The sequence below is a fragment of the Nitrospirillum bahiense genome (assembly GCF_007828025.1).
GTDB lineage: Bacteria > Pseudomonadota > Alphaproteobacteria > Azospirillales > Azospirillaceae > Nitrospirillum > Nitrospirillum amazonense.
This window is the reverse complement of record NZ_VITO01000008.1, coordinates 213,049-231,259: the sequence shown is the minus strand read 5'-3', so window position 1 is coordinate 231,259 and position 18,211 is coordinate 213,049. Positions and strand designations below refer to the sequence as shown.

The following is an 18,211-nucleotide window of genomic DNA, read 5'->3' as shown; positions in this document are numbered from 1 at the left end:
CCCCGCGGGCGTTCAACCGCCAGGCGCCTTGATACAGGGTTCACGGGATGCCCGCCACAGGCATCGCCACATCATATAATTTGATATATTTTAAAATGAAGCGGGCCCGGGAAGGCTGTCCTTCCCGGGCCCGCTGTCAGGGGGCAAGGCTGTCGTGTTCCGCCCAACCAAGGCGTCCCGAGGTGTCGAGGGGCCTCGGGCTTCCGTCCCGTGAGGCCGACCCCGGGCGGGGACGCCCAGGTCGGTCACAGGGTCAGAACGTCTTGGTCACACCGAAGTAGAAGCCGCGGCGCGGGCCATATTGCGGGGCGCCCACACCGACCCCCGTTCCGTCGCGGATCTCATACTTCTCATCGAACAGGTTGATGACGTCGAAGCGCAGGTCCATCAGGCCCACGGTGGGCAGATCCAGGGTCTGCACCACGCCCAGGTTGACCTGGACGTACCCCGGCAGGGCGGCGCCATTGGGCGTGGCGCCGTCGGCCCGCAAACCGGAACCGTAGATCAAGTCGGTGGTCAGCAGCGTCCTGTCGATGCGGTAGCTGGCGCCGGCCGAGGCGGTGAAGCGCTGGTCATGGTCCACCGGGATGAAGTGGTTGGAGATGTAGTCCAGGTCATCCTGGCTGAAGCTGAACTGGCTGGAGACGATCTTCTTGCCCTCCGCCTTCGACACCGCGAAATTGGCGTAGGACTGGAAGTTGTCGACCGCATAGGTCAGCGACAGCTCCACACCCTTCTGCGTGCCTTCGTCATAGTTGAAAGGCGTCAGGATGATGGGGGCGCCGAACTGGCCCTCATCCAGCATGTTCTTGGACTTCTTGTAATAACCGTCCAGGCCCACGGTCAGGGCGTCGGTCAGCTTCTGTTCGATGCCGACGTCGAAATAATTGGCGCGTTCGGCCTTGGGCGCGTCGTTGATGCTGCTGGCGGCGGCGGCGCTGGTGCCGGCGTATTTGGTGACGGCCGTGTTGGACACCAGCTCGAACGGCGGCGGGGTGAAGTAGCGGGAATAGCCGGCGTGCACCGTCGTGCCCGCCGTCGCCTGCCACACCAGGTTCACGCGGGGGCTGAACTGGCTTTCGCTGTCGAACTGCTGGAAGCTGTCGAAGCGTCCGCCGACGTTCAGGGTCCAATCCGGCGCGAACTTCCATTCGTCCTGCAGATAGATGCTTTCACTGTAGCCGGTCTTGCCGAAGGTGTCGTGCACGCTGGTGGGGCTGCCGCCGATCTGGTTGCCGGCGTCGTCCACCGGGAACACCTGTGAATTGGTGATGCCGGAGGAGCGCTCGACCTGCAGCAGCAGGCCGGCGCGAAGCGTATGGTGGTCGTTGACCACCCAGCTGCCGTCCGTCTGCCAGCCGCCGGCGATGGAACGGCGGTAGGCTTCCTGCGAGATGCCGTTGTACAGCAGGTCCGGCACCGGGTCGGGCTTGAACCACAGGCTGGAGTAGCGGCCGTAGACGGAGGACTGGACCGTCACCGCATCCAGCGCCTTAAGATATGTCGCGGCGGCGTAGTGGGTGATTTCCCGCTGGTTCTCGTCGATCCTGTCGCTGGGGTAGTCGGTCTGGCCGTTGAAGTTATAGCCCAGGCTGGGCGACTGGCCGGAGCGGGTGGGGATCTGGAACTGCCCGCGCTCCGTCCCTGCCATCAGGCTGACCTGAGTGTCGGGATCCAGGATGTCTTGCAGGAAGACGAAGCCGCGGCCGTTTTCCGTGCGGTCGTGGTTGGGCTTGCCGCTACCGTCGGGGCTTTCGATGCCCACCCCGCTGGTCTTGAAATCGCCCGAGGCGAAATAGTTCAGGTTGCCCGAGGAGCCGGAGATGTCGAAGCTGGTCTGCAGCGTGTTGTAGCTGCCGCCGTAGACGCTGATGTCGCCACCGTTGTCGAAGGCGCCGGACTTGGTCTGGATGTCGATGATACCGGCGGTGCGCAGGCCGTATTGCGCCGGCAGAGCGCCGGTCACCAGGCTGACGCTGTGGGCGAAGCGAGGGCTGAGCGTCTGGCCGAAGCCGCTGATGCCTTCCGGCAGGATGACGCCGTTGATGCGGTACTGGACGTTGGCGTGCTCACCCCTGATGTGCAACTGGCCGAAGCTGTCCTGCGCCACGCCCGGCGCCTGCAGGATCACCTGGTTGAGGCCGTTGTTCACACCGCCGGGCTGCGCCTCCAGCGCGCTTTCGTCCAGCTTGTAGGTGGAGGCGCCCAAGTCGGGCTGGATGCTGTTGCGCGCGTCCAGCAGGCGCTTGGCGGTGATGACGATCTCGGGCACCGGGCCGCTGGCGGAACTGTTGCCCAGCTGGCCGCTGGCGCCGGCCGGCTCCGCCGCCGCGTCACCGGCGGGATTATCCGCGGCCAGGGCCACCGTGCTGACCGAACCCAACAGAATGGCGCCCATCACCCCGGCGCGCCCCACCTTGAAAGCCATACCTTCCCACCTTTCGTGAAGGCCGCCCCAGCGCGGGCGGCCCCTGTTCCCTTCATGCCGCCCCCTTGGGCCCAGGCCAACCGCCCCCGTTTCCGCACCCAGGAATGGGAGCGGCCGGCAAGAGCGGCTGGGTGGGCTGGAGACAGGACCCGAACTGCCAAGTTTTCGTTATGTTATAGTATAACGTAACTCGGTTCTAACCCGCCTACCGGGGTGCGTCAACGGGAAAGCGCAGGTGCAGCAAAAGACAGAAGGTCGCAGGAGGACGGCCCGGTTGCGGCCGTGGCACCAGGCGCGCAAGGCTCCGCCGTCCCTCAGGACGCCACGGCGTCGGGGACCAGTTCGTACACCCGGCGCCAGTCGGCGGCGCCCACGGCGGCGATGGTGCCGGCCAGGAGGCGGGCCCGGTCCGCGTCCCCCTCGGCACAGGCGGTGTCCAGCGTACGGGCCAAGGCCTGCAGGCGGCCCAGCCCGGCGCTGCCGGCGGTGGCGATCAGGTCATGCGCCTCACGCTTCAGGCCGCCCACATCGCCGGCGGCGGCCTGGGTACAGATGCGGTCCACCCGCGCCAAGCCGTTGGTCACCATCTCCTGGACCAGGACGCGGAACTGCGGCGCCGGCACCAGGGCCGACAACCGGCCCAGCACGGCCGGATCGAAAATGGACGCGTCCGGCTGGAGCGGCGGGGCAGAGGGCGGCGGTGACGCTGCGGCTGGTGTTGAGACGGCTTGGTCGCGACCCAGCCAGAAGGCCACACGGTCGAGCAACTGGCCGTGGTCGAAGGGTTTCACCAGATGGTCGTCCATACCGGCGGCCAGATGGTCGTCGGCCCGGTCGGACAGGCTGTGCGCGGTGAGGGCGATGACCGGCACCCGCCGGCCGGTGCCGGCCTCCGCCGCGCGCAGGCGGCGCGTCGCCTCCAGCCCGTTCATCACCGGCATCTGCATGTCCATCAGCACCAGGTCGATGGGGTCGCCGGCGCCCCCCTTTTCGGCCAGGATGTCCAGCGCCTCCTGACCATTATGGGCCAGACGCACGCTGTAGCCGGCGCGGCGCAACAGCAGCAAGGCCACCTGCTGGTTCACCGCGTTGTCCTCCACCAGCAGGATACGGCCGGCGGCGCGCCCGTCCCCATGGACGCCCTCAGGGATAGAGTCATCCCCGAAAATGGGGGCGTCGGGGGCCACGTCCAGCACCGCGGCCGCGTCCAGCGCCAGCCGGGCGGCCTCCTCGGCGCTGGCCGGCGCCAGGGGGATGGTGAACCAGAAACGGCTGCCCGCCCCTTCATGACTGTCGACGCCGATGTGCCCGCCCATCAGGTCCACCAGGTCGCGGCAGATGGCGAGGCCCAGGCCGGTGCCGCCATAACGGCGCGAGATGGTCTCATCCGCCTGGACATAGCGTTCGAACAGGCGGCCGGCCTGGGCGGGTGACAGCCCCACGCCGGTGTCGGTGACGGAGAAGCACAGCAAACCTGCCTCCTCACCCGCCGCGGGCGCCACGGTGATGGTGACGCCGCCGCTGTCGGTGAAGCGCAGCGCGTTGCTGACCAGGTTCAGAAGGATTTGGCGGAGGCGCACCGGGTCGCCGCGATAGGCGGGACCCAGGGCTGGATCCAGCGCCACGGTCAGCGACAGGCCCTTCTGCAGCGCGCCGGGGAGCATCAGGCGCCGCACGCCGTCCACCAGATCCTCCAGGCTGAAGGCCAATTCCTCCAACTCCAACTTGCCCGCCTCGATCTTGGAAACGTCCAGGATGTCGTTGACGATGGTCAGCAGGGATTGGCCGCTCTGTTGCAGGGTGCGCACCTGGGGCCTCACCTCCGGCGGCAAGGGACCGGCCAGCAGCAGCTGGGCGATGCCCAGGATGCCGTTCAACGGCGTGCGCACCTCGTGGCTCATGGCCGCCAGGAAATTGGACTTGGCCTGGTTGGCGGCCTGGGCCACGGCACGGGCGCGGTCCCGTTCCTCCGCCAGGGCCGCCAGCGACGCCGCCTGGCCTTCCAGGCGAATCTGGTCGTCCATCAGGCGGAGGTTGGCGGCGGCCAGCGCCGCCGTGCGGTCTTCCACCCGCTTTTCCAGGGTGGCGTTGGCCTGGGCCAGTTCACCGGCCTGCGCCCGCACGGTGGCGAAGGCGGTGCGCAGGCTGTCGGCCAGGGACACGATCTCACGATCCCCCGCCACGACGGGCAATGTCGCGAGCGGATCCTCCTGATCCCCGGTCTCGGGAATGGGCCGCAGGCGCAGGCGTTCGGCGGCGCGGGTCAGGCGCACGATGGGGGCCGCCAGTTGCCCGGCGGCGAACCAGCCCAGCAGCAGCGCCAGCAAGGTGATGGCGCCACCGGCATAGGCGACCAGGCGCCGCAACTCCCGCACTGGGGCCAGGGCCACCGCGGCCGGCTGGCGCGCCACGATCCACCAGCCCAGGCCCGGATAGTCGCGATAACCCTTGCTCTGGCTGACGCCGATGAGGAAGTCGCCCGGCTTGCCGTCCGGCCAGGTGACGGTGGGCTGGCCATCGGACCCCCGGGCCACCGTCAGTTCCCGGCCCAGGAAGGACTCCGGCCCCAGCAGCACGGTGCCGCCCTGGGACAGCACCAGCACCTGCACGCCGGACCGCTCCGCCGTGGCACCCAGGACGGACCGCGTCACCTCCACCGCCCAGGACCAGCTGAGATGGGCCCCCAGCACACCCTGCACCGCGCCCGTCTCATCATGCACGGCGGCGGCGACATCGACGAAGCGCAGGGGATCGGCCCCTGGCGCCGCCAGCACCTTTTGCAACAGCTTGGCCTCGTGCACGTCGCCGGCATAGGAACCCTGGTCGCGCGCGGCGGTGAACCAGGGGCGCTGGGACACGTCCACCCCCTCGAGCACCCGGTCGGCCGAGACCATGACGCGGCCGCCGGGGTCGGCGAAGCCGATCCAGGCGTAAGAGGGGAAGGTCTGCTTCAGCCGGTCCAGCCAGCGGCGCTGCCGCGCCTCATCCGCCCCCGCCTTGAAGACGCTGTTGAGGGAGGCGGCAACCTGCACGTCGCGCCAGCGCTCGAACATGCCCCGGTCCAGCTTGTCGCCCGTCTGGAAGGCGATGTCGGCCATCTGGCGGGCTATATCGGTGCGTACCCGGTCGGCCGCGAGGTCGCCAATGACCATGGCCGCCGCCAGCGTGGCCATGGCGACCAGCACACCGAAGGTCAAGGCGAGGCGTAGGCGTAGCGACATCCAACCGGCGCTGTGGTTCGGGCCCGAGGGCGCCACAATAACCCGGCACGCGGTCACGATATATAGATACCGGAGGAGAGGGCACGGGTGCGCCGCGCGGCGGCCGGCCGTGCCCGAGATGACCCTGCGGCGGGATGCGCCCCCGCCGTCCGCGCAGTGGTCAAACGGGCGCGGCCGCACTAGGATCGCGCGCGATTCCAACCCCGCGCCCCGGCATCTTGGCCGAGAGGGGCGCGCCGCAACCCGTCAGGTGCCCGGTGGACCTCACCCCTTCCGATCTCGCCCCCGCCAACGTCCTCGATGACGCAACCATCCCGGAACTGCCCAGGCACTACCGGGGAAAGGTGCGCGACAACTATGACCTGGCGGACGGCCGGCGCATCATCATCGCGTCCGATCGCCTCAGCGCCTTCGACCGCATCCTGACGGCGGTGCCGCACAAGGGCGCCGTGCTGACCCAGACGGCGCGCTATTGGTTCGAGGCCACCCGCGACCTGTGCCCCAACCATGTCATCGACTATCCCGATCCCAACGTGGTGGTGGCCAAGCGCCTGGACATCCTGCCGGTCGAGGTGGTGGTGCGCGACTATCTGGCCGGCACCACCAGCACCTCCATCCTGTCCATGTACAAGAAGGGGGAGCGCACGATGTACGGCGTGACCCTGCCGGACGGGCTGCGCCCCAACCAGAAGCTGCCCGAAACCATCATCACCCCCACCAGCAAGGCCTTCGACGGCGGCCATGACGAGCCGCTGACCCCGGCGGAGATCGTGGAGCGCAAGCTGCTGACCGCCGCCCAGTGGGAAGAGCTGTCGGCCAAGGCGCTGGCCCTGTTCGCCCGCGGCCGCGAGCTGGCGGCCAAGCGCGGCCTGATCCTGGTGGACACGAAGTACGAGTTCGGCCTGGACCAGGACGGCAACATCATCCTGGCCGACGAGATCCACACGCCGGACAGCAGCCGCTATTGGTTCGCCGAAACCTACCCCGCCAAGTTCGAGGCGGGGGAGCGGCCGGAGAGCTTCGACAAGGACTTCGTGCGCAGCTGGGTGGTGGCGCGCTGCGATCCCTACACCGACGACGTGCCGGAGATCCCGGGCGACGTGGTGCTGCAGGCGGCCGCCATCTACATCCAGGCCTATGAGATGATCACGGGCGAGACCTACGTGCCCGCCCGCGATCCGGACGGGGTGCTGGCCCGCATCCGCCGCAACCTTTCCCAATACTTCTAAGCCGGGACCGCCGCCATCATGACCGCGACCGCCAAAATCCTGCTGCTGGGCTCGGGCGAGCTGGGCCGGGAGTTCGTCATCTCCGCCAAGCGCTACGGCGCCCACGTCGTGGCCTGCGACGCCTACGCCGGCGCGCCGGCCATGCAGGTGGCCGACGAGTCCGAGGTGTTCTCCATGCTGGACGGGGAGGCGCTGAAGGCCGCCATCCTGCGCCACAAGCCGGACTATATCGTGCCGGAGGTGGAGGCCATCCGCACCGAGGTGCTGCAGGAGATGGAGGCCGCCGGCCACACCGTGGTCCCCAGCGCCCGCGCCACCTACATGACCATGAACCGCGACCGCATCCGTGAGGTGGCGGCCACGGAGCTGGGCCTGCGCACCTCGCGCTACCGCTATGCCGAGAGCCTGGACGAGGTGAAGGCGGGGGCGGCGCACACCGGCCTGCCCTGCGTGATCAAGCCGGTCATGTCCTCCTCCGGCAAGGGACAGAGCACGGTGCGCACGGCGGACGAGCTGGAGGCCGCGTGGAACTACGCCGTGGCCAACATGCGCGGCGACCGCCGCAAGGTGATCGTCGAGGAGTTCATCGCCTTCGACTATGAGATCACCCTGCTGACCGTGCGCACGCGGGACGGCGTGGTGTTCTGCGAGCCTATCGGCCACCGTCAGGAACGTGGCGACTACCAGGAATCATGGCAGCCCGTGCCCATGGACGCCAAGGCCCTGGCCGCCGCCCGCGACATGGCGGAGAAGGTGGTGGACAACCTGGGTGGCTATGGCCTGTTCGGGGTGGAGTTCTTCGTGGCGGGCGACGACGTGGTGTTCAGCGAGCTGTCGCCCCGCCCGCACGACACCGGCATGGTGACGCTGATGTCGCAGAACCTGTCGGAATTCGACCTGCACGCCCGCGCCATCCTGGGCCTGCCCATTCCCCGCATCACCCTGCGGGGGCCCACCGCCAGCGCCGTCATCCTGGCCAGCCAGGATTCCAGCCATTTCGGCGTGGAAGGCCTGGCCGACGCCCTGGCCCTGAGCACGGCCGAGCATGACGTGGAGGTGCGCATCTTCAACAAGCCCACCACCCGGCCCTATCGCCGCATGGGCGTAGCCCTGGCCGAAGGCGCCACGGCCGACGAGGCCCGCGCCCTGGCCAAGCGGGTGGCCGACAAAGTGTGGCTGAGCTACCGCGACTAAGGCCGTGAACGCCGCCGCCCTAGACCTGTTCCTGCGCGGTGGCGTGGTCAGCCTGCTGGTCCTGCTGGCCGGCCGTCTGCTGGCGGAATACCCCCGGGTGAATGCCGCCCGGCTGGGCGCCCTGTTCGCCGTGGGCAGTGCGGCCTACACCCTGTGCACCCTGGCCGGCGTGCATGCCTGGGCCGGGGTTGGCGCGGCGCCACTGATGGGGCTGGCCACGGCCAACAGCTTCGTTTTCTGGCTGTTCGCCTGCAGCCTGTTCGACGACGCCTTCCGCCCCCGTGCCTGGCACGGGTTGGTCTGGCTGGCGCTGGCGGCCACGGGCCTCACCCAAGGCCTGGTGCTGGTGCCGGGCCACCATGCGGCGGCCCGTCCCCTGGGCCTGGTGCTGGACCTGCAGCCCCTGCTCTGGGCTGGCCTGGCCGCCTGGCAGTCCGTGGCCACGGCCGCCGCCGACCTGGTGGAGCCGCGCCGCCGCCTGCGGCTGTTCATCGTGGCCGCAGCGGCCCTGCATTCCATCGTCACGGCGCTGGCCACCCTGGCGGGCCCTTCCTCGACGGGGCGGGAACAGGCCGCGGGCGCCAGCGGCAACCTGCTGGACGCGGCCGGCCTGCTGACCATCGCCGGCATCATCGCGTGGTCGCTGCTGCGCGTGGGCGGCGGTCAGGCCCTGTTCCACGATCGGTGCCCCCCTGTTCCCGCCGTGCCGCCGGCGCCGGAGTCCGAGCCCGCCGCCGTCGATCCCATTTGGGTGACGGCGCTGGAACGCGCCATGCGCCTGGACCGCGCCTATCGCCGCGACGGCCTGACCATCGGTCAACTGGCGGTGGAGCTGGGCCTGCCCGAGTACCGTCTGCGCCGACTGATCAACCAGGGCCTGGGCCATCGCAACTTCAACGCCTTCCTCAACCACTACCGCCTGGCGGAAGCCAAGGCCGCGCTGGCCGATCCGGCACAGGCCGAGGTGCCCATCCTGACCATCGCGCTGGACGCGGGCTTCGGCTCCCTGGGTCCGTTCAACCGCGCCTTCAAGGCGGACACCGGCCTGACACCCGGCGACTATCGCCGCCAGGCCCTGGCCGAACCGTCGAAACGTGTGGCAACGGCTAGCCGGATTTCAAATCCGGCATGATCGCGCGGGACCGGAGCGTCAAGGCTGGCGGCCTCTCCCCCAGCCTTGAGCGCCGCCCATGCCGCCCCGTCTGCTATCCGCCCTGCTGCTACCCCTGGCCCTGACCGCTTGCGACGGTGCCCGCCGCGCCGTGTCGGTGCCGGCCCATTTCACCAGCCACCAGATCTGTTCCGCCGTGTTCGTCGGCGGGCTGGACGCCGCCACCTTCTTCGACCAGGGCGTCGCCCCGCAGATGCGGCCGGGGGGCGCCCTGACCCGCTATCAGGTCGATTACGACACCGGGACCGTCACCGCGCGGTTCGCCGGTCTGGTGAAGAGCAAGGCGGTATACGAAGGGCCGGCCGGCTGCCGCGTGCTGACGGCGGAGGATCCGCCGCCCGGGCCCCGCATCGCCCTGCCGCCGCCGGCCCCGGCCCTGCTGCCGCCCATCGCCGGACCTGACGTGGTGGCGCCCGCCGATCCCACCTTGACGGCGGCGTTGGACCGGGCCTTCGCCGAGCCGGATAAGGCCCCCCACCGCTGGACCAAGGCGGTCGTCATCCTGCACGATGGTAAGGTGGTGGCGGAGCGGTATGCCCCCGGCGTGGGTGTCGACACGCCTTTGATCGGATGGTCCATGACCAAGTCGGTCACCAACGCGCTGATCGGCATCCTGGTACGGCAGGGCAAGCTGACGGTGGACCAGCGCCTGGACGTGCCGGCTTGGGACCATGATGCGCGCCGGGACATCACCGTGGACGGCCTGCTGCGCATGACCAGCGGATTGGACTTCGGCCAATCCCTGACCGCCGACTGGACCAGCATGGCCGATCCGACCACGCAGATGGTTTATGCCCGCGCCGACATGGCGGCGATGGTGGAGGCCGCGCCTGCCAAGGCGGCACCGGGCCAAGTCTGGACCTATAGCAATGGCAACACCCTGCTGCTATCCCGCCTGATCAGGCAACGGACGGGCGGAAGCGGTTCGGAAGTCCTGGCCTTCGCCCACCGTGAGCTGTTCGACCCCCTGGGCATGGAGCATGCCACGCTGGAACTGGACGCCACCGGCACACCCATCGGCTCCAGCCATATGTGGGCCACGGCGCGGGATTGGGCGCGCTTCGGCCAGCTGTTCCTGGATGATGGCGTGGTGGGCGGGCGGCGCCTGCTGCCCGAGGGCTGGGTGGACTATTCCGCCCGCCTGACGCCGGGGTCGGAGGATTTCGGCTATGGCGCCGGCTTCTGGACCAACCGGGCTGGCTCTGCGAACAACGGGGGCGCCGCTGCCCGGCGGGTGCGCGCCGGCATGCCGGCCGACAGCTTCATGGCCCGCGGCAACCAGGGCCAGTCCATCGTCATCATCCCCAGCGCCCGCCTGGTGATCGTCCGACTGGGCATGTCCTATCTGCCCGAGGGCGATATTCTGGCGCTGGAGCGGCTGGTGGCCGATACGGTAGCGGCCTTTAAATGAGCGGCACTTGTGCCATATGGCAGTTCATCCTATATTAACTGCCATATGGCATTAAGGAGTTCGCCATGGCCCAGGCCCTACCCGCCAGCACGCCCGACGCGGCCGTCCCCGGTGCCGTCACCCAGGCCGAAGGGGCGGCCATGCTGCGCGCCGTCTTCAACCTGTTTCGCCTGTGGGGGGTGGATGACGGCCAGGCCCGCGTGCTGTTGGGCCAGCCCAGCCCGTCCACCTTCTACCGCTGGAAGCGGGGCGACATCGGCAGCCTGCCGTCGGACCTGCTGTGGCGCCTGGGCGATCTGATGGGCATCCACAAGGCCCTGCGCTATCTGTTCATGGAGCCGGAGCGCGCCTATGCCTGGGTGGCCAAGCCCAATGCCGCCTTCCACGGCAAGTCGGCGCTGCAGCGCATGTTGGCCGGCGCCCCGTCCGACCTGACCGCCGTGCGCAACTACCTGGATGCGGAGCGCGGCGGGTGGTGACGCCGCCCGAGACCCCGCCCGACACCCCGCCCACCACGACCCTGGACTGGCGCCCCGCCTACCGCATCGTCCGCACCATCTACCCGCCGGTCTGGCTGTTCGAGGACATCGCCGATCCCGCGGACTGGGACCTGATCGCCAGCGCGGAGGCCAAGACCAATCCCCGCGTGCGGGATGAGGTGGGCGACCTGGCGCTGGTGCCGGCGGCGCGCCGCCTGTCCGGCCCCGGGGCCAGCCTGGCCATGGGTGCCTTCACCCACACCTCCACCGACCGGCCCAGCCGCTTTTCCGACGGCGCCTTTGGCGTGTGGTACTGCGGCGACCGGTTCGAGGTGGCGCTGATGGAGACCGTCCATCACTTCGGCCGCTTCATGCGCATGACGGATGAGCCGGCGGCCGACGCCCAGTTCCGCGAGCTGACCGCCCGCGTGGCCGGCACCCTCCATGATGTGCGCGGCGAGGCCTTCCGGGACTGCCTGGCGCCGGACGACTGGGCGGCGGGCCAGGCGCTGGGCAAGCGGCTGAAGGCCCAGGGCAGCGACGGCGTGCTGTACCCCAGCGTGCGCTGGCCCCAGGGTCTGGCCGCCGCCCTGTATTACCCCGACCTGATCACCCCGCCCATCCTGCAGGCCCGCACCCTGCGCTATCATTGGGATGGCCGGGCCGTGACCCGCTACATCGTCATCGGCGAGGATGAGTGGCGGGCGATGCCGGAGCCCTGAACGGAAACGGTATTGATAATGAATACCTCCAGGATACCTGCGCCCTTGGAAGCCATGGACACGCCCCCAGCATTAGGCTGGGCATACATCAAAATATGTTGACGATACTTTCTAGATACTTTATTGATACGTTATCCGAAGCACATGGGCTAACGCTGGAATCACGGGAGACGCAAATCATGACGGATAACGTATTGTCAGTCTTGGCACTTCAGTCCATCGAAAGCATTTTATCAGCGGGGGGAACACAGTCCTGGGCCTTAGATCGAGCAAGAGCCAAGTCCTGTAAGTATGCGGTCGTTTGCCGAAACGCGAACCACCCCGACAGTGAAGGCTCTGAATCGCACGGCTCCGCTTTTATGGTTGGACACATTAGCGACGTTGTTCCCTCAACCGAACGGGAGGGCCGCTGGCTCGTACTGTTCAGCGAATACGCTCTGTGCAACATACCCAATCAATGGGAAGGTCGCAATCCTGTGCGTTTTTGGACTACAGAAGACTATAGCCAGATCGATTTTAATAATCTTAAGTTTGTCCCGATGCCACAAAAGGTGAACATTGAGGAAAATAGAGGGCTGACAATACAACAAGCCAAGGCTGGACTAAGTATATACTTTGGCGTTGAGCCATCGGCTATCGAAATAACAATCCGAGGATAGGCCGGCAATAATACCATCAAGAAAACTCTTAGATAAAAACGGCCGCGCCCCGGGTGGGAGCGCGGCCGTGAACCGTGCCGACGGGGATCGCTGGATCAGCGCTCCACGAAGGCCTTCTCGATGACGTAGTGGCCGGGCTCGTTCGAGCTGCCTTCGCTCATGCCGGCCTCTTCGCACAGGTCCTGCAGATCCTTCAGCACGCCGGGGCCGCCGCAGATCATGACGCGGTCCTGGGCCGGATCGAACGGCTTCTCGCCGATGTCGGCGAAGAACTTGCCGTTTTTGATCAGGTCGGTCAGGCGGCCTTCGGTGCGGAAGGGCTCACGCGTCACGGTCGGGTAGTAGACCAGCTTGTCGCGCAGCATTTCGCCGATGAATTCGTCGTTCGGCAGGTGCTTGGTGATGTCGTCGTAATAGGCCAGTTCGGCCACGCGGCGCACGGTGTGGGTGACCACCACCTTCTCGAAACGCTCGTAGACGTCCGGGTCCTTCATCAGGCTCATGAACGGGGCGAGGCCGGTGCCGGAGCCCAGCATGTACAGGGTACGGCCGGGCAGCAGGTTGTCCAGCAGCAGGGTGCCGGTGGCCTTGCGGCCGTACAGCACCTCATCCCCTTCCTGGATGTGTTGCAGGCGAGAGGTCAGCGGGCCGTTCGGCACCTTGATGCTGAAGAATTCCAGGTGCTCTTCATAATTGGTGCTGGCCATGGAATAGGCGCGCATCAGCGGGCGGCCCTCGACTTCCAGGCCCACCATGGTGAATTCGCCGTTGCGAAAGCGGAAGGACGGGTCGCGGGTCAGCCGGAAGCTGAACAGGTTGTCAGTCCAATGATGGACATGGGTGACCTTGCCGGACAGAAACGCGCTCATCCTCGCTATACCCTCTTTCCTGACTCACCGGAAAACATCGCTTTAAGCCGGGGAGAATGGCGGTTTCCCGCCCTTCCGCAAATGCGAAAATACACTGCCCTGGATCGCTGCGACTGCATATCTGGTCGAATAGTCCAGTATTACAAGCCGATCTTGGGAAAAAATTTCCTTCCCCACCGCATAGTGCGGTCAACCAAAGGATGAGGGCGGGAGCGCGACGATGCACCTATCCTAAATGGCCACCCTGTTTGGACAGGGGTTGTTTGCGCTTTCTTTACGGGATGGGCCCCAGAATGCCCTTCCCGATCCTGGGGAGAGGACATGGCCGTGGACACCCACCAATCGATACCACTGCGCGCCGACGCCGGCACGCTGATCGCCGACATCGCCTCCGAGGTCGGGCGCCTGAGCGTCGACATCGCCGATGTGGTCGGCAGCATCCATCAGGTGGACAGCGCCATCGACAACCAGGGCAAGCAGCTGGCCGACATCCAGGCGGCGACGCGCGACATCGTCGCCAGCAATCGCGCCATCGCCGGCATGGCCCAGGCGACGCAGGGTGTGGCCGCCGGCGCGCGGCGGGACATTGACGCCTCCGCCGGCGAAATCCGCCAGTCGCTGTCCGCCATCGGCGACCTGGTCGCGGCGGTGAACGCCAGCGCGGACGAGCTGGGCGGGCTGGAGGGCGCCATGGGCCGGGTGGCCCGGGTGTCCAGCGATATCAACCGCATCGCGGCCCAGACCAACCTGCTGGCCTTGAACGCCACCATCGAGGCGGCGCGCGCCGGCGAAGCCGGAAAGGGCTTCGCCGTCGTCGCCACCGAGGTGAAGGCCCTGGCCCGCCAGACGGCGGAGGCCACCGCCGAGATCGACGCCACGCTGAAGGCCCTGACCGAGCAGGTGCGCCGGCTGACCGCCCGCATGGCGGCGGGGTCGGAACAGGCTGAGCGCGTGGGCCGCAGCACCGCCACCATCGGCCAGGCGGTGGAAACCGTGGGCACGGCCGTGGCCCAGGTGGAGGAGAACGCCACCGCCATCGCCGGCGCCACCGGCGATATCGCCCGGCGCTGCGACGGCTTCCAGGAGACGGTGGACGCGCTGCACCGTGACGCGGCATCGTCCGGCACGGCGCTGAAGACCGCGACCACCCACCTGGACCGCACGCTGGAACGGGCGGAGGCCATCATGATGCTGACCGCCACGTCCGGCTACGCGACGGAGGACACGCCCTTCATCAACCGGGCGCGCGAGGTGGCGGGCCAGATATCGGCCCGCATGGAACAGGCCCTGGCGGCGGGGGAGCTGACCATGGACGACCTGTTCGACACCGACCTCAAACCCATCGCCGGCAGCAACCCGCAACAATACATGACGCGCTACATCCCCTTCCTGGACGCGGCCGTCACCCCGCTGCACGATCCCGTGCTGACCATGGACCCGCGCATGGTCTTCTGCGCGCCCACCGACCACAACCGCCTGATCCCCTGCCATAATCCGCAGTTCCGCAAACCCCACGGCGCCGACCCCGTGTGGAACGCCGCCAATGGCCGCAACCGCCGCGTCTACGCCGACAAGACGGCCACCGCCGTCAGCCGCGGCACCGCGCCGTTCCTGCTGCAGACCTATCGCCGCGACATGGGCGGCGGCGTCTTCGCCCTGATGAAGGACGCCTCCGCCCCCATCTGGGTGCGCGGGCGGCTGTGGGGCGGCCTGCGGGTCTGCTACCGCGCCTGAGATCAAGGCCCAACCTATCCCTTTTCGCCGGGCTGCAACACCAGCGTCACAAGACTGGCATACGCTGGGATTAGCATGCGGTTAAACGTGCCTGCCCGGGGGGCGGGCGGCACGCGGCTGCGGTCCCCAAACCCATGGGGCGCGGCATTCAGGGGGAATGAAGCGACATGGCGAAGGTCTACCGCGTTCTGTTTCTATGCCAGTTCAACTCCGCCCGCAGCATCATGGCCGAGGCGCTGATGCGCCATTGGGCCGGCGGCCGCTTCGAGGTGTTCAGCGCCGGGTCCGACCCGCTGCCGGAATGCAACCCCATCGCCCTGGACCTGCTGACCAAGGCCCGCATTCCCACCGAGGGCCTGCACCCCAAGTCGTGGAACGAATTCGCGGGCCCCGACGTGGCGCCCATGGACTTCATCTTCCACACCTGTGACACGAGCGCCAAGGCGGAAGCGCCCCATTGGCCCGGCCATCCGATGATCGCCCACTGGGGCTTCCCCGACCCGCAGGGGTTCAAGGGGTCGGAGGTGGAACAGCGGGCCCTGTTCAATCTGCTGTTCGGCATGATCGAGCGCCGGGTGCGCATCTTCTGTTCCTTGCCGGAGCAAAGGTTGGCCCGCCTGACAGCCGAGGCGCTGACGGCGATGCACAGTGAGGAGGGTTGGGCGGCGGCCGGCTGAGCCGGCCCTTCCCCAGCCCTCCCGCCCCGTACCGGACGAGTCCCATGATGCCGCCCGACAGCCCGACGCCGGACATGATCTTGCCCCAGCCGCCGAACGGCACCCGCTACGGCATGGTGAACCGGCGCCTGGGCGTGCTGTTCGTCGGGCGGGTCAACGCCGGGCGCAGCATGATGGCGGAGGCGCTGCTGCGTCATCATGCGGGCCACCGATTCGATGCCCACAGCGCGGGCCTGACCCCTGTGGACCGGCCGAACCCCTATGCCCTGGCCCGCCTGCGGGCGGAAGGTGTCGCCACCGGCGGCCTGGCGCCCAAGCCGCTGGAGCGCTTCATGGCGCCGGACGCCCCGCCGGTGGACATCGTCATCACCGTCAGCGAGCTGGCGGCGACGGGCATGGCCGGCGCCTGGCCGGGCCAGCCGGTGACGGCGCACTGGGCCCTGCCCGACCCGGACCCCGCCCTGTATCCGGATGCCGACGCGCCTGAGGTACTGGTGGACGCCATCTTCCAGGATTTACGGCGACGCATCGATGTGTTGTCCGTCCTGCCCGCCCACTGCCTGCTGGCGCTGAGCCAATGGCCGGATGAGGACGACGACGGGCTGCGCACCGCCTGATCCCGCAAGAGGGCACGCCCCCGGGGTGGATAATTAAGCCCCCGATGGATAAAGCATACCCAGGGCGGCCGATAATTCAGCTGGACATAGCAATCGTTGCATTTTTTCCGGAATTTGCGAAAAGCGAGTGCCGTGTTGTGACACCGCTCACTGGCAGCGGCGCGACGCCCTGCCCATAGTCCGCTGCAATAATGAGGGCCCATGGGATCGGACGGATCGGGTGCGGGGGCATCGGATCGCCGGGGACAGGCCATCGTTTAGGAAAGCGCACCGCTGCCGGCTGTAGCCGCCTGCCCTTGGGGTTTTCTTGGGGGCGAGGCGGCGCGGGAGGGTTTGCCCTTCGCATCCGGCAGACAGCCATCGCCCGGTTCACGCCGTGGCGGCGCGTTGCCGCGCGTGTGCGATTTCGAGACCGACACCATCGCCCACCCGGCGGGATCGTCCCGCCGGCACCCGGGCATTTTGCGCCGAGCGAGACCAAGACCATGGAATCCCAATCGACCGTGACCACCGTGCCGAAACCGGGTGCGCCGCCGACGGGACTGTCGCGCACCGACTACCGGGGGCAGGACGGCCGCCAGCGGCCGCCGCGCATCGCCCTGTTCATGGTCATCACCGTCATCGCGCTGGCCATCATCGGCGGCCTGTTCGTGTACTTTGACCGCAGCGTGAGGCCCGTGATGATCGGCCAAATCCTGAAAAAGATGACGCCGCCGCCGCCGCCGGTCGCCACCGCCGTGGCCAAGACGGAGGATGTGCCGCAGCTGCTGCCCGCCGTGGGCACGCTGCAGGCCGTCCACCAGGTCACCGTGACGCCCGAGGTGGGCGGGTCCGTGACCAAAATCCTGTTCCAGTCCGGCGCCACGGTGACCGCCGGCACGCCCCTGCTGCAGCTGAACGACAAGCCGCAGCAGGGCGACCTGGCCAACTATAAGGCCCAGGCCAAGGTGGCCGAGCTGGACCTGGCCCGCTATCGCGCCCTGGTGGCCAAGCAGGCGACCTCTCAGCAGACGGTGGACCAGCAGGCGGCCGCCTTGGATCAGGCCAACGCCAACATCGCCAAGACCAACGCCCTGATCGCCCAGCTGCTGGTGCGGGCGCCGTTCGACGGCGTGCTGGGCGTGCGCCAGGTGGATGTGGGCCAGTACGTCAAGGCCGGCGACGCCATCGTCACCCTGACCGACCTGGACGAGCTGTACGCCAACTTCACCCTGGCGGAAGGCGAGCGCGGCCGCGTGGCCGTCGGCCAAGCCGTGCGCGTGACCGTGGATGCCTTCCCCGGCCGCGTGTTCGAGGGCACCATCACCGCCATCGATCCCCAGATCAGCAGTGACACCCGCACGGTGAAGCTGCAGGCCACCATTCCCAACAAGGATCATGCCCTGCAGCCCGGGATGTTCAGCAACGTCACCGTCGTGCTGCCGGCCACGCCCAACCAGGTCACCCTGCCGGAAACGGCCGTCGATTATTCGCTGTACGGCAACAGCGTCTATGTGGTGCGTCCCACAGTGGACAAGGACGGCAAGCCGGTGAATGGCGAGGATGGCAAGCCGGCCCTTCACGTGGACCGCGTCTTCGTGAAGACCGGTGACCGCGCCGACGGCAAGGTCGTGGTGCTGAGCGGCGTCAACCCGGGCGACCGGGTGGTGGCCGTGGGCCAGAACAAGCTGCAGAACGGCGCGCCCGTGAGCCTGTCGGAGCAGGGCGCCCCGCCCGCGCCGGCCCAGACGCCGCGTCCCTGATCCAGCCATAGACCCGAAATCAGGACCGGCCGCGCCCATGGCGGCACGCGGCCGGTCC

Annotated in this window: 13 protein-coding genes; 10 read left to right on the top strand and 3 right to left on the bottom strand. The window is 68.1% G+C overall.

Translation table 11 applies throughout. The annotated features are described in order from the left end of the window. Positions 1-253 precede the first annotated feature (253 nt). Together FBZ88_RS14040 and FBZ88_RS14035 are read right to left on the bottom strand one after the other, a co-directional pair. A complete protein-coding gene (locus tag FBZ88_RS14040; protein WP_246138657.1) occupies positions 254-2,428 on the bottom strand; it encodes a TonB-dependent receptor in 2,175 nt (724 codons plus the stop codon). Positions 2,429-2,742: 314 nt separating this feature from the next. After that, complete coding sequence (locus FBZ88_RS14035) at positions 2,743-5,649, bottom strand: hybrid sensor histidine kinase/response regulator (RefSeq protein ID WP_145617637.1); 2,907 nt, start codon at positions 5,647-5,649, stop codon at positions 2,743-2,745. Positions 5,650-5,906: 257 nt separating this feature from the next. On the opposite strand from FBZ88_RS14035, the gene FBZ88_RS14030 reads away from it, so the two are divergent. The 6 genes from FBZ88_RS14030 (at position 5,907) to FBZ88_RS14005 (ending at position 11,855) form a co-directional block, all read left to right on the top strand. Further along, complete coding sequence (locus tag FBZ88_RS14030) at positions 5,907-6,878, top strand: phosphoribosylaminoimidazolesuccinocarboxamide synthase (protein ID WP_145617636.1); 972 nt, start codon at positions 5,907-5,909, stop codon at positions 6,876-6,878. A gap of 18 nt (positions 6,879-6,896) precedes the next feature. Then, entirely contained in the window at positions 6,897-8,072 is a 1,176-nt protein-coding gene (gene purT / locus FBZ88_RS14025) for a formate-dependent phosphoribosylglycinamide formyltransferase (RefSeq protein ID WP_145617635.1), read from the top strand. 4 nt (positions 8,073-8,076) lie between these two features. Further along, a complete protein-coding gene (locus FBZ88_RS14020; protein WP_145617634.1) occupies positions 8,077-9,204 on the top strand; it encodes a helix-turn-helix domain-containing protein in 1,128 nt (375 codons plus the stop codon). Positions 9,205-9,262: 58 nt separating this feature from the next. After that, complete coding sequence (locus FBZ88_RS14015; RefSeq protein WP_145617633.1) at positions 9,263-10,654, top strand: serine hydrolase domain-containing protein; 1,392 nt, start codon at positions 9,263-9,265, stop codon at positions 10,652-10,654. A gap of 65 nt (positions 10,655-10,719) precedes the next feature. Further along, positions 10,720-11,133 carry an MbcA/ParS/Xre antitoxin family protein gene (locus tag FBZ88_RS14010; RefSeq protein WP_040846483.1) on the top strand — a complete coding sequence of 138 codons (414 nt, stop codon included), beginning with the start codon at positions 10,720-10,722 and terminating at the stop codon, positions 11,131-11,133. After that, a complete protein-coding gene (locus tag FBZ88_RS14005; RefSeq protein ID WP_145617631.1) occupies positions 11,130-11,855 on the top strand; it encodes an RES family NAD+ phosphorylase in 726 nt (241 codons plus the stop codon). Before FBZ88_RS14010 ends, FBZ88_RS14005 begins: the two co-directional genes overlap by 4 nt. Positions 11,856-12,609: 754 nt before the next feature. On the opposite strand, the gene FBZ88_RS14000 is transcribed toward FBZ88_RS14005, so the two are convergent. Further along, positions 12,610-13,383: a ferredoxin--NADP reductase gene (locus tag FBZ88_RS14000; RefSeq protein ID WP_145612858.1), complete on the bottom strand. Its 774-nt coding sequence runs from the start codon at positions 13,381-13,383 to the stop codon at positions 12,610-12,612. Between the two features lie 321 nt (positions 13,384-13,704). Here FBZ88_RS14000 and FBZ88_RS13995 point away from each other — a divergent pair, with 321 nt between their 5' ends. The 4 genes from FBZ88_RS13995 to FBZ88_RS13980 all read left to right on the top strand — a co-directional run bounded on the left by FBZ88_RS13995 (position 13,705) and on the right by FBZ88_RS13980 (position 18,153). Then, the gene (locus tag FBZ88_RS13995) at positions 13,705-15,117 is read left to right on the top strand and encodes a methyl-accepting chemotaxis protein (RefSeq protein WP_145617630.1); all 1,413 of its coding nucleotides are present in this window, start codon (positions 13,705-13,707) and stop codon (positions 15,115-15,117) included. 167 nt (positions 15,118-15,284) lie between these two features. Continuing rightward, a complete protein-coding gene (locus tag FBZ88_RS13990; RefSeq protein ID WP_088875055.1) occupies positions 15,285-15,794 on the top strand; it encodes an arsenate reductase ArsC in 510 nt (169 codons plus the stop codon). Between the two features lie 44 nt (positions 15,795-15,838). After that, positions 15,839-16,411 carry an arsenate-mycothiol transferase ArsC gene (locus FBZ88_RS13985; protein WP_145617629.1) on the top strand — a complete coding sequence of 191 codons (573 nt, stop codon included), beginning with the start codon at positions 15,839-15,841 and terminating at the stop codon, positions 16,409-16,411. A 485-nt stretch (positions 16,412-16,896) separates the two neighbouring features. Beyond that, the gene (locus FBZ88_RS13980; RefSeq protein WP_145617628.1) at positions 16,897-18,153 is read left to right on the top strand and encodes an efflux RND transporter periplasmic adaptor subunit; all 1,257 of its coding nucleotides are present in this window, start codon (positions 16,897-16,899) and stop codon (positions 18,151-18,153) included. Positions 18,154-18,211 lie beyond the last annotated feature (58 nt).

Bases quoted from the DNA above. Each gene is read 5' to 3' on its own strand.
- FBZ88_RS14040 (WP_246138657.1), bottom strand. From the start codon at position 2,428: ATGGCTTTCAAGGTGGGGCGCGCCGGGGTGATGGGCGCCATTCTGTTG.
- FBZ88_RS14035 (WP_145617637.1), bottom strand. From the start codon at position 5,649: ATGTCGCTACGCCTACGCCTCGCCTTGACCTTCGGTGTGCTGGTCGCC.
- purT (WP_145617635.1), top strand. From the start codon at position 6,897: ATGACCGCGACCGCCAAAATCCTGCTGCTGGGCTCGGGCGAGCTGGGC.
- FBZ88_RS14015 (WP_145617633.1), top strand. From the start codon at position 9,263: ATGCCGCCCCGTCTGCTATCCGCCCTGCTGCTACCCCTGGCCCTGACC.
- FBZ88_RS14010 (WP_040846483.1), top strand. From the start codon at position 10,720: ATGGCCCAGGCCCTACCCGCCAGCACGCCCGACGCGGCCGTCCCCGGT.
- FBZ88_RS14000 (WP_145612858.1), bottom strand. From the start codon at position 13,383: ATGAGCGCGTTTCTGTCCGGCAAGGTCACCCATGTCCATCATTGGACT.
- FBZ88_RS13995 (WP_145617630.1), top strand. From the start codon at position 13,705: ATGGCCGTGGACACCCACCAATCGATACCACTGCGCGCCGACGCCGGC.
- FBZ88_RS13990 (WP_088875055.1), top strand. From the start codon at position 15,285: ATGGCGAAGGTCTACCGCGTTCTGTTTCTATGCCAGTTCAACTCCGCC.
- FBZ88_RS13985 (WP_145617629.1), top strand. From the start codon at position 15,839: ATGATGCCGCCCGACAGCCCGACGCCGGACATGATCTTGCCCCAGCCG.
- FBZ88_RS13980 (WP_145617628.1), top strand. From the start codon at position 16,897: ATGGAATCCCAATCGACCGTGACCACCGTGCCGAAACCGGGTGCGCCG.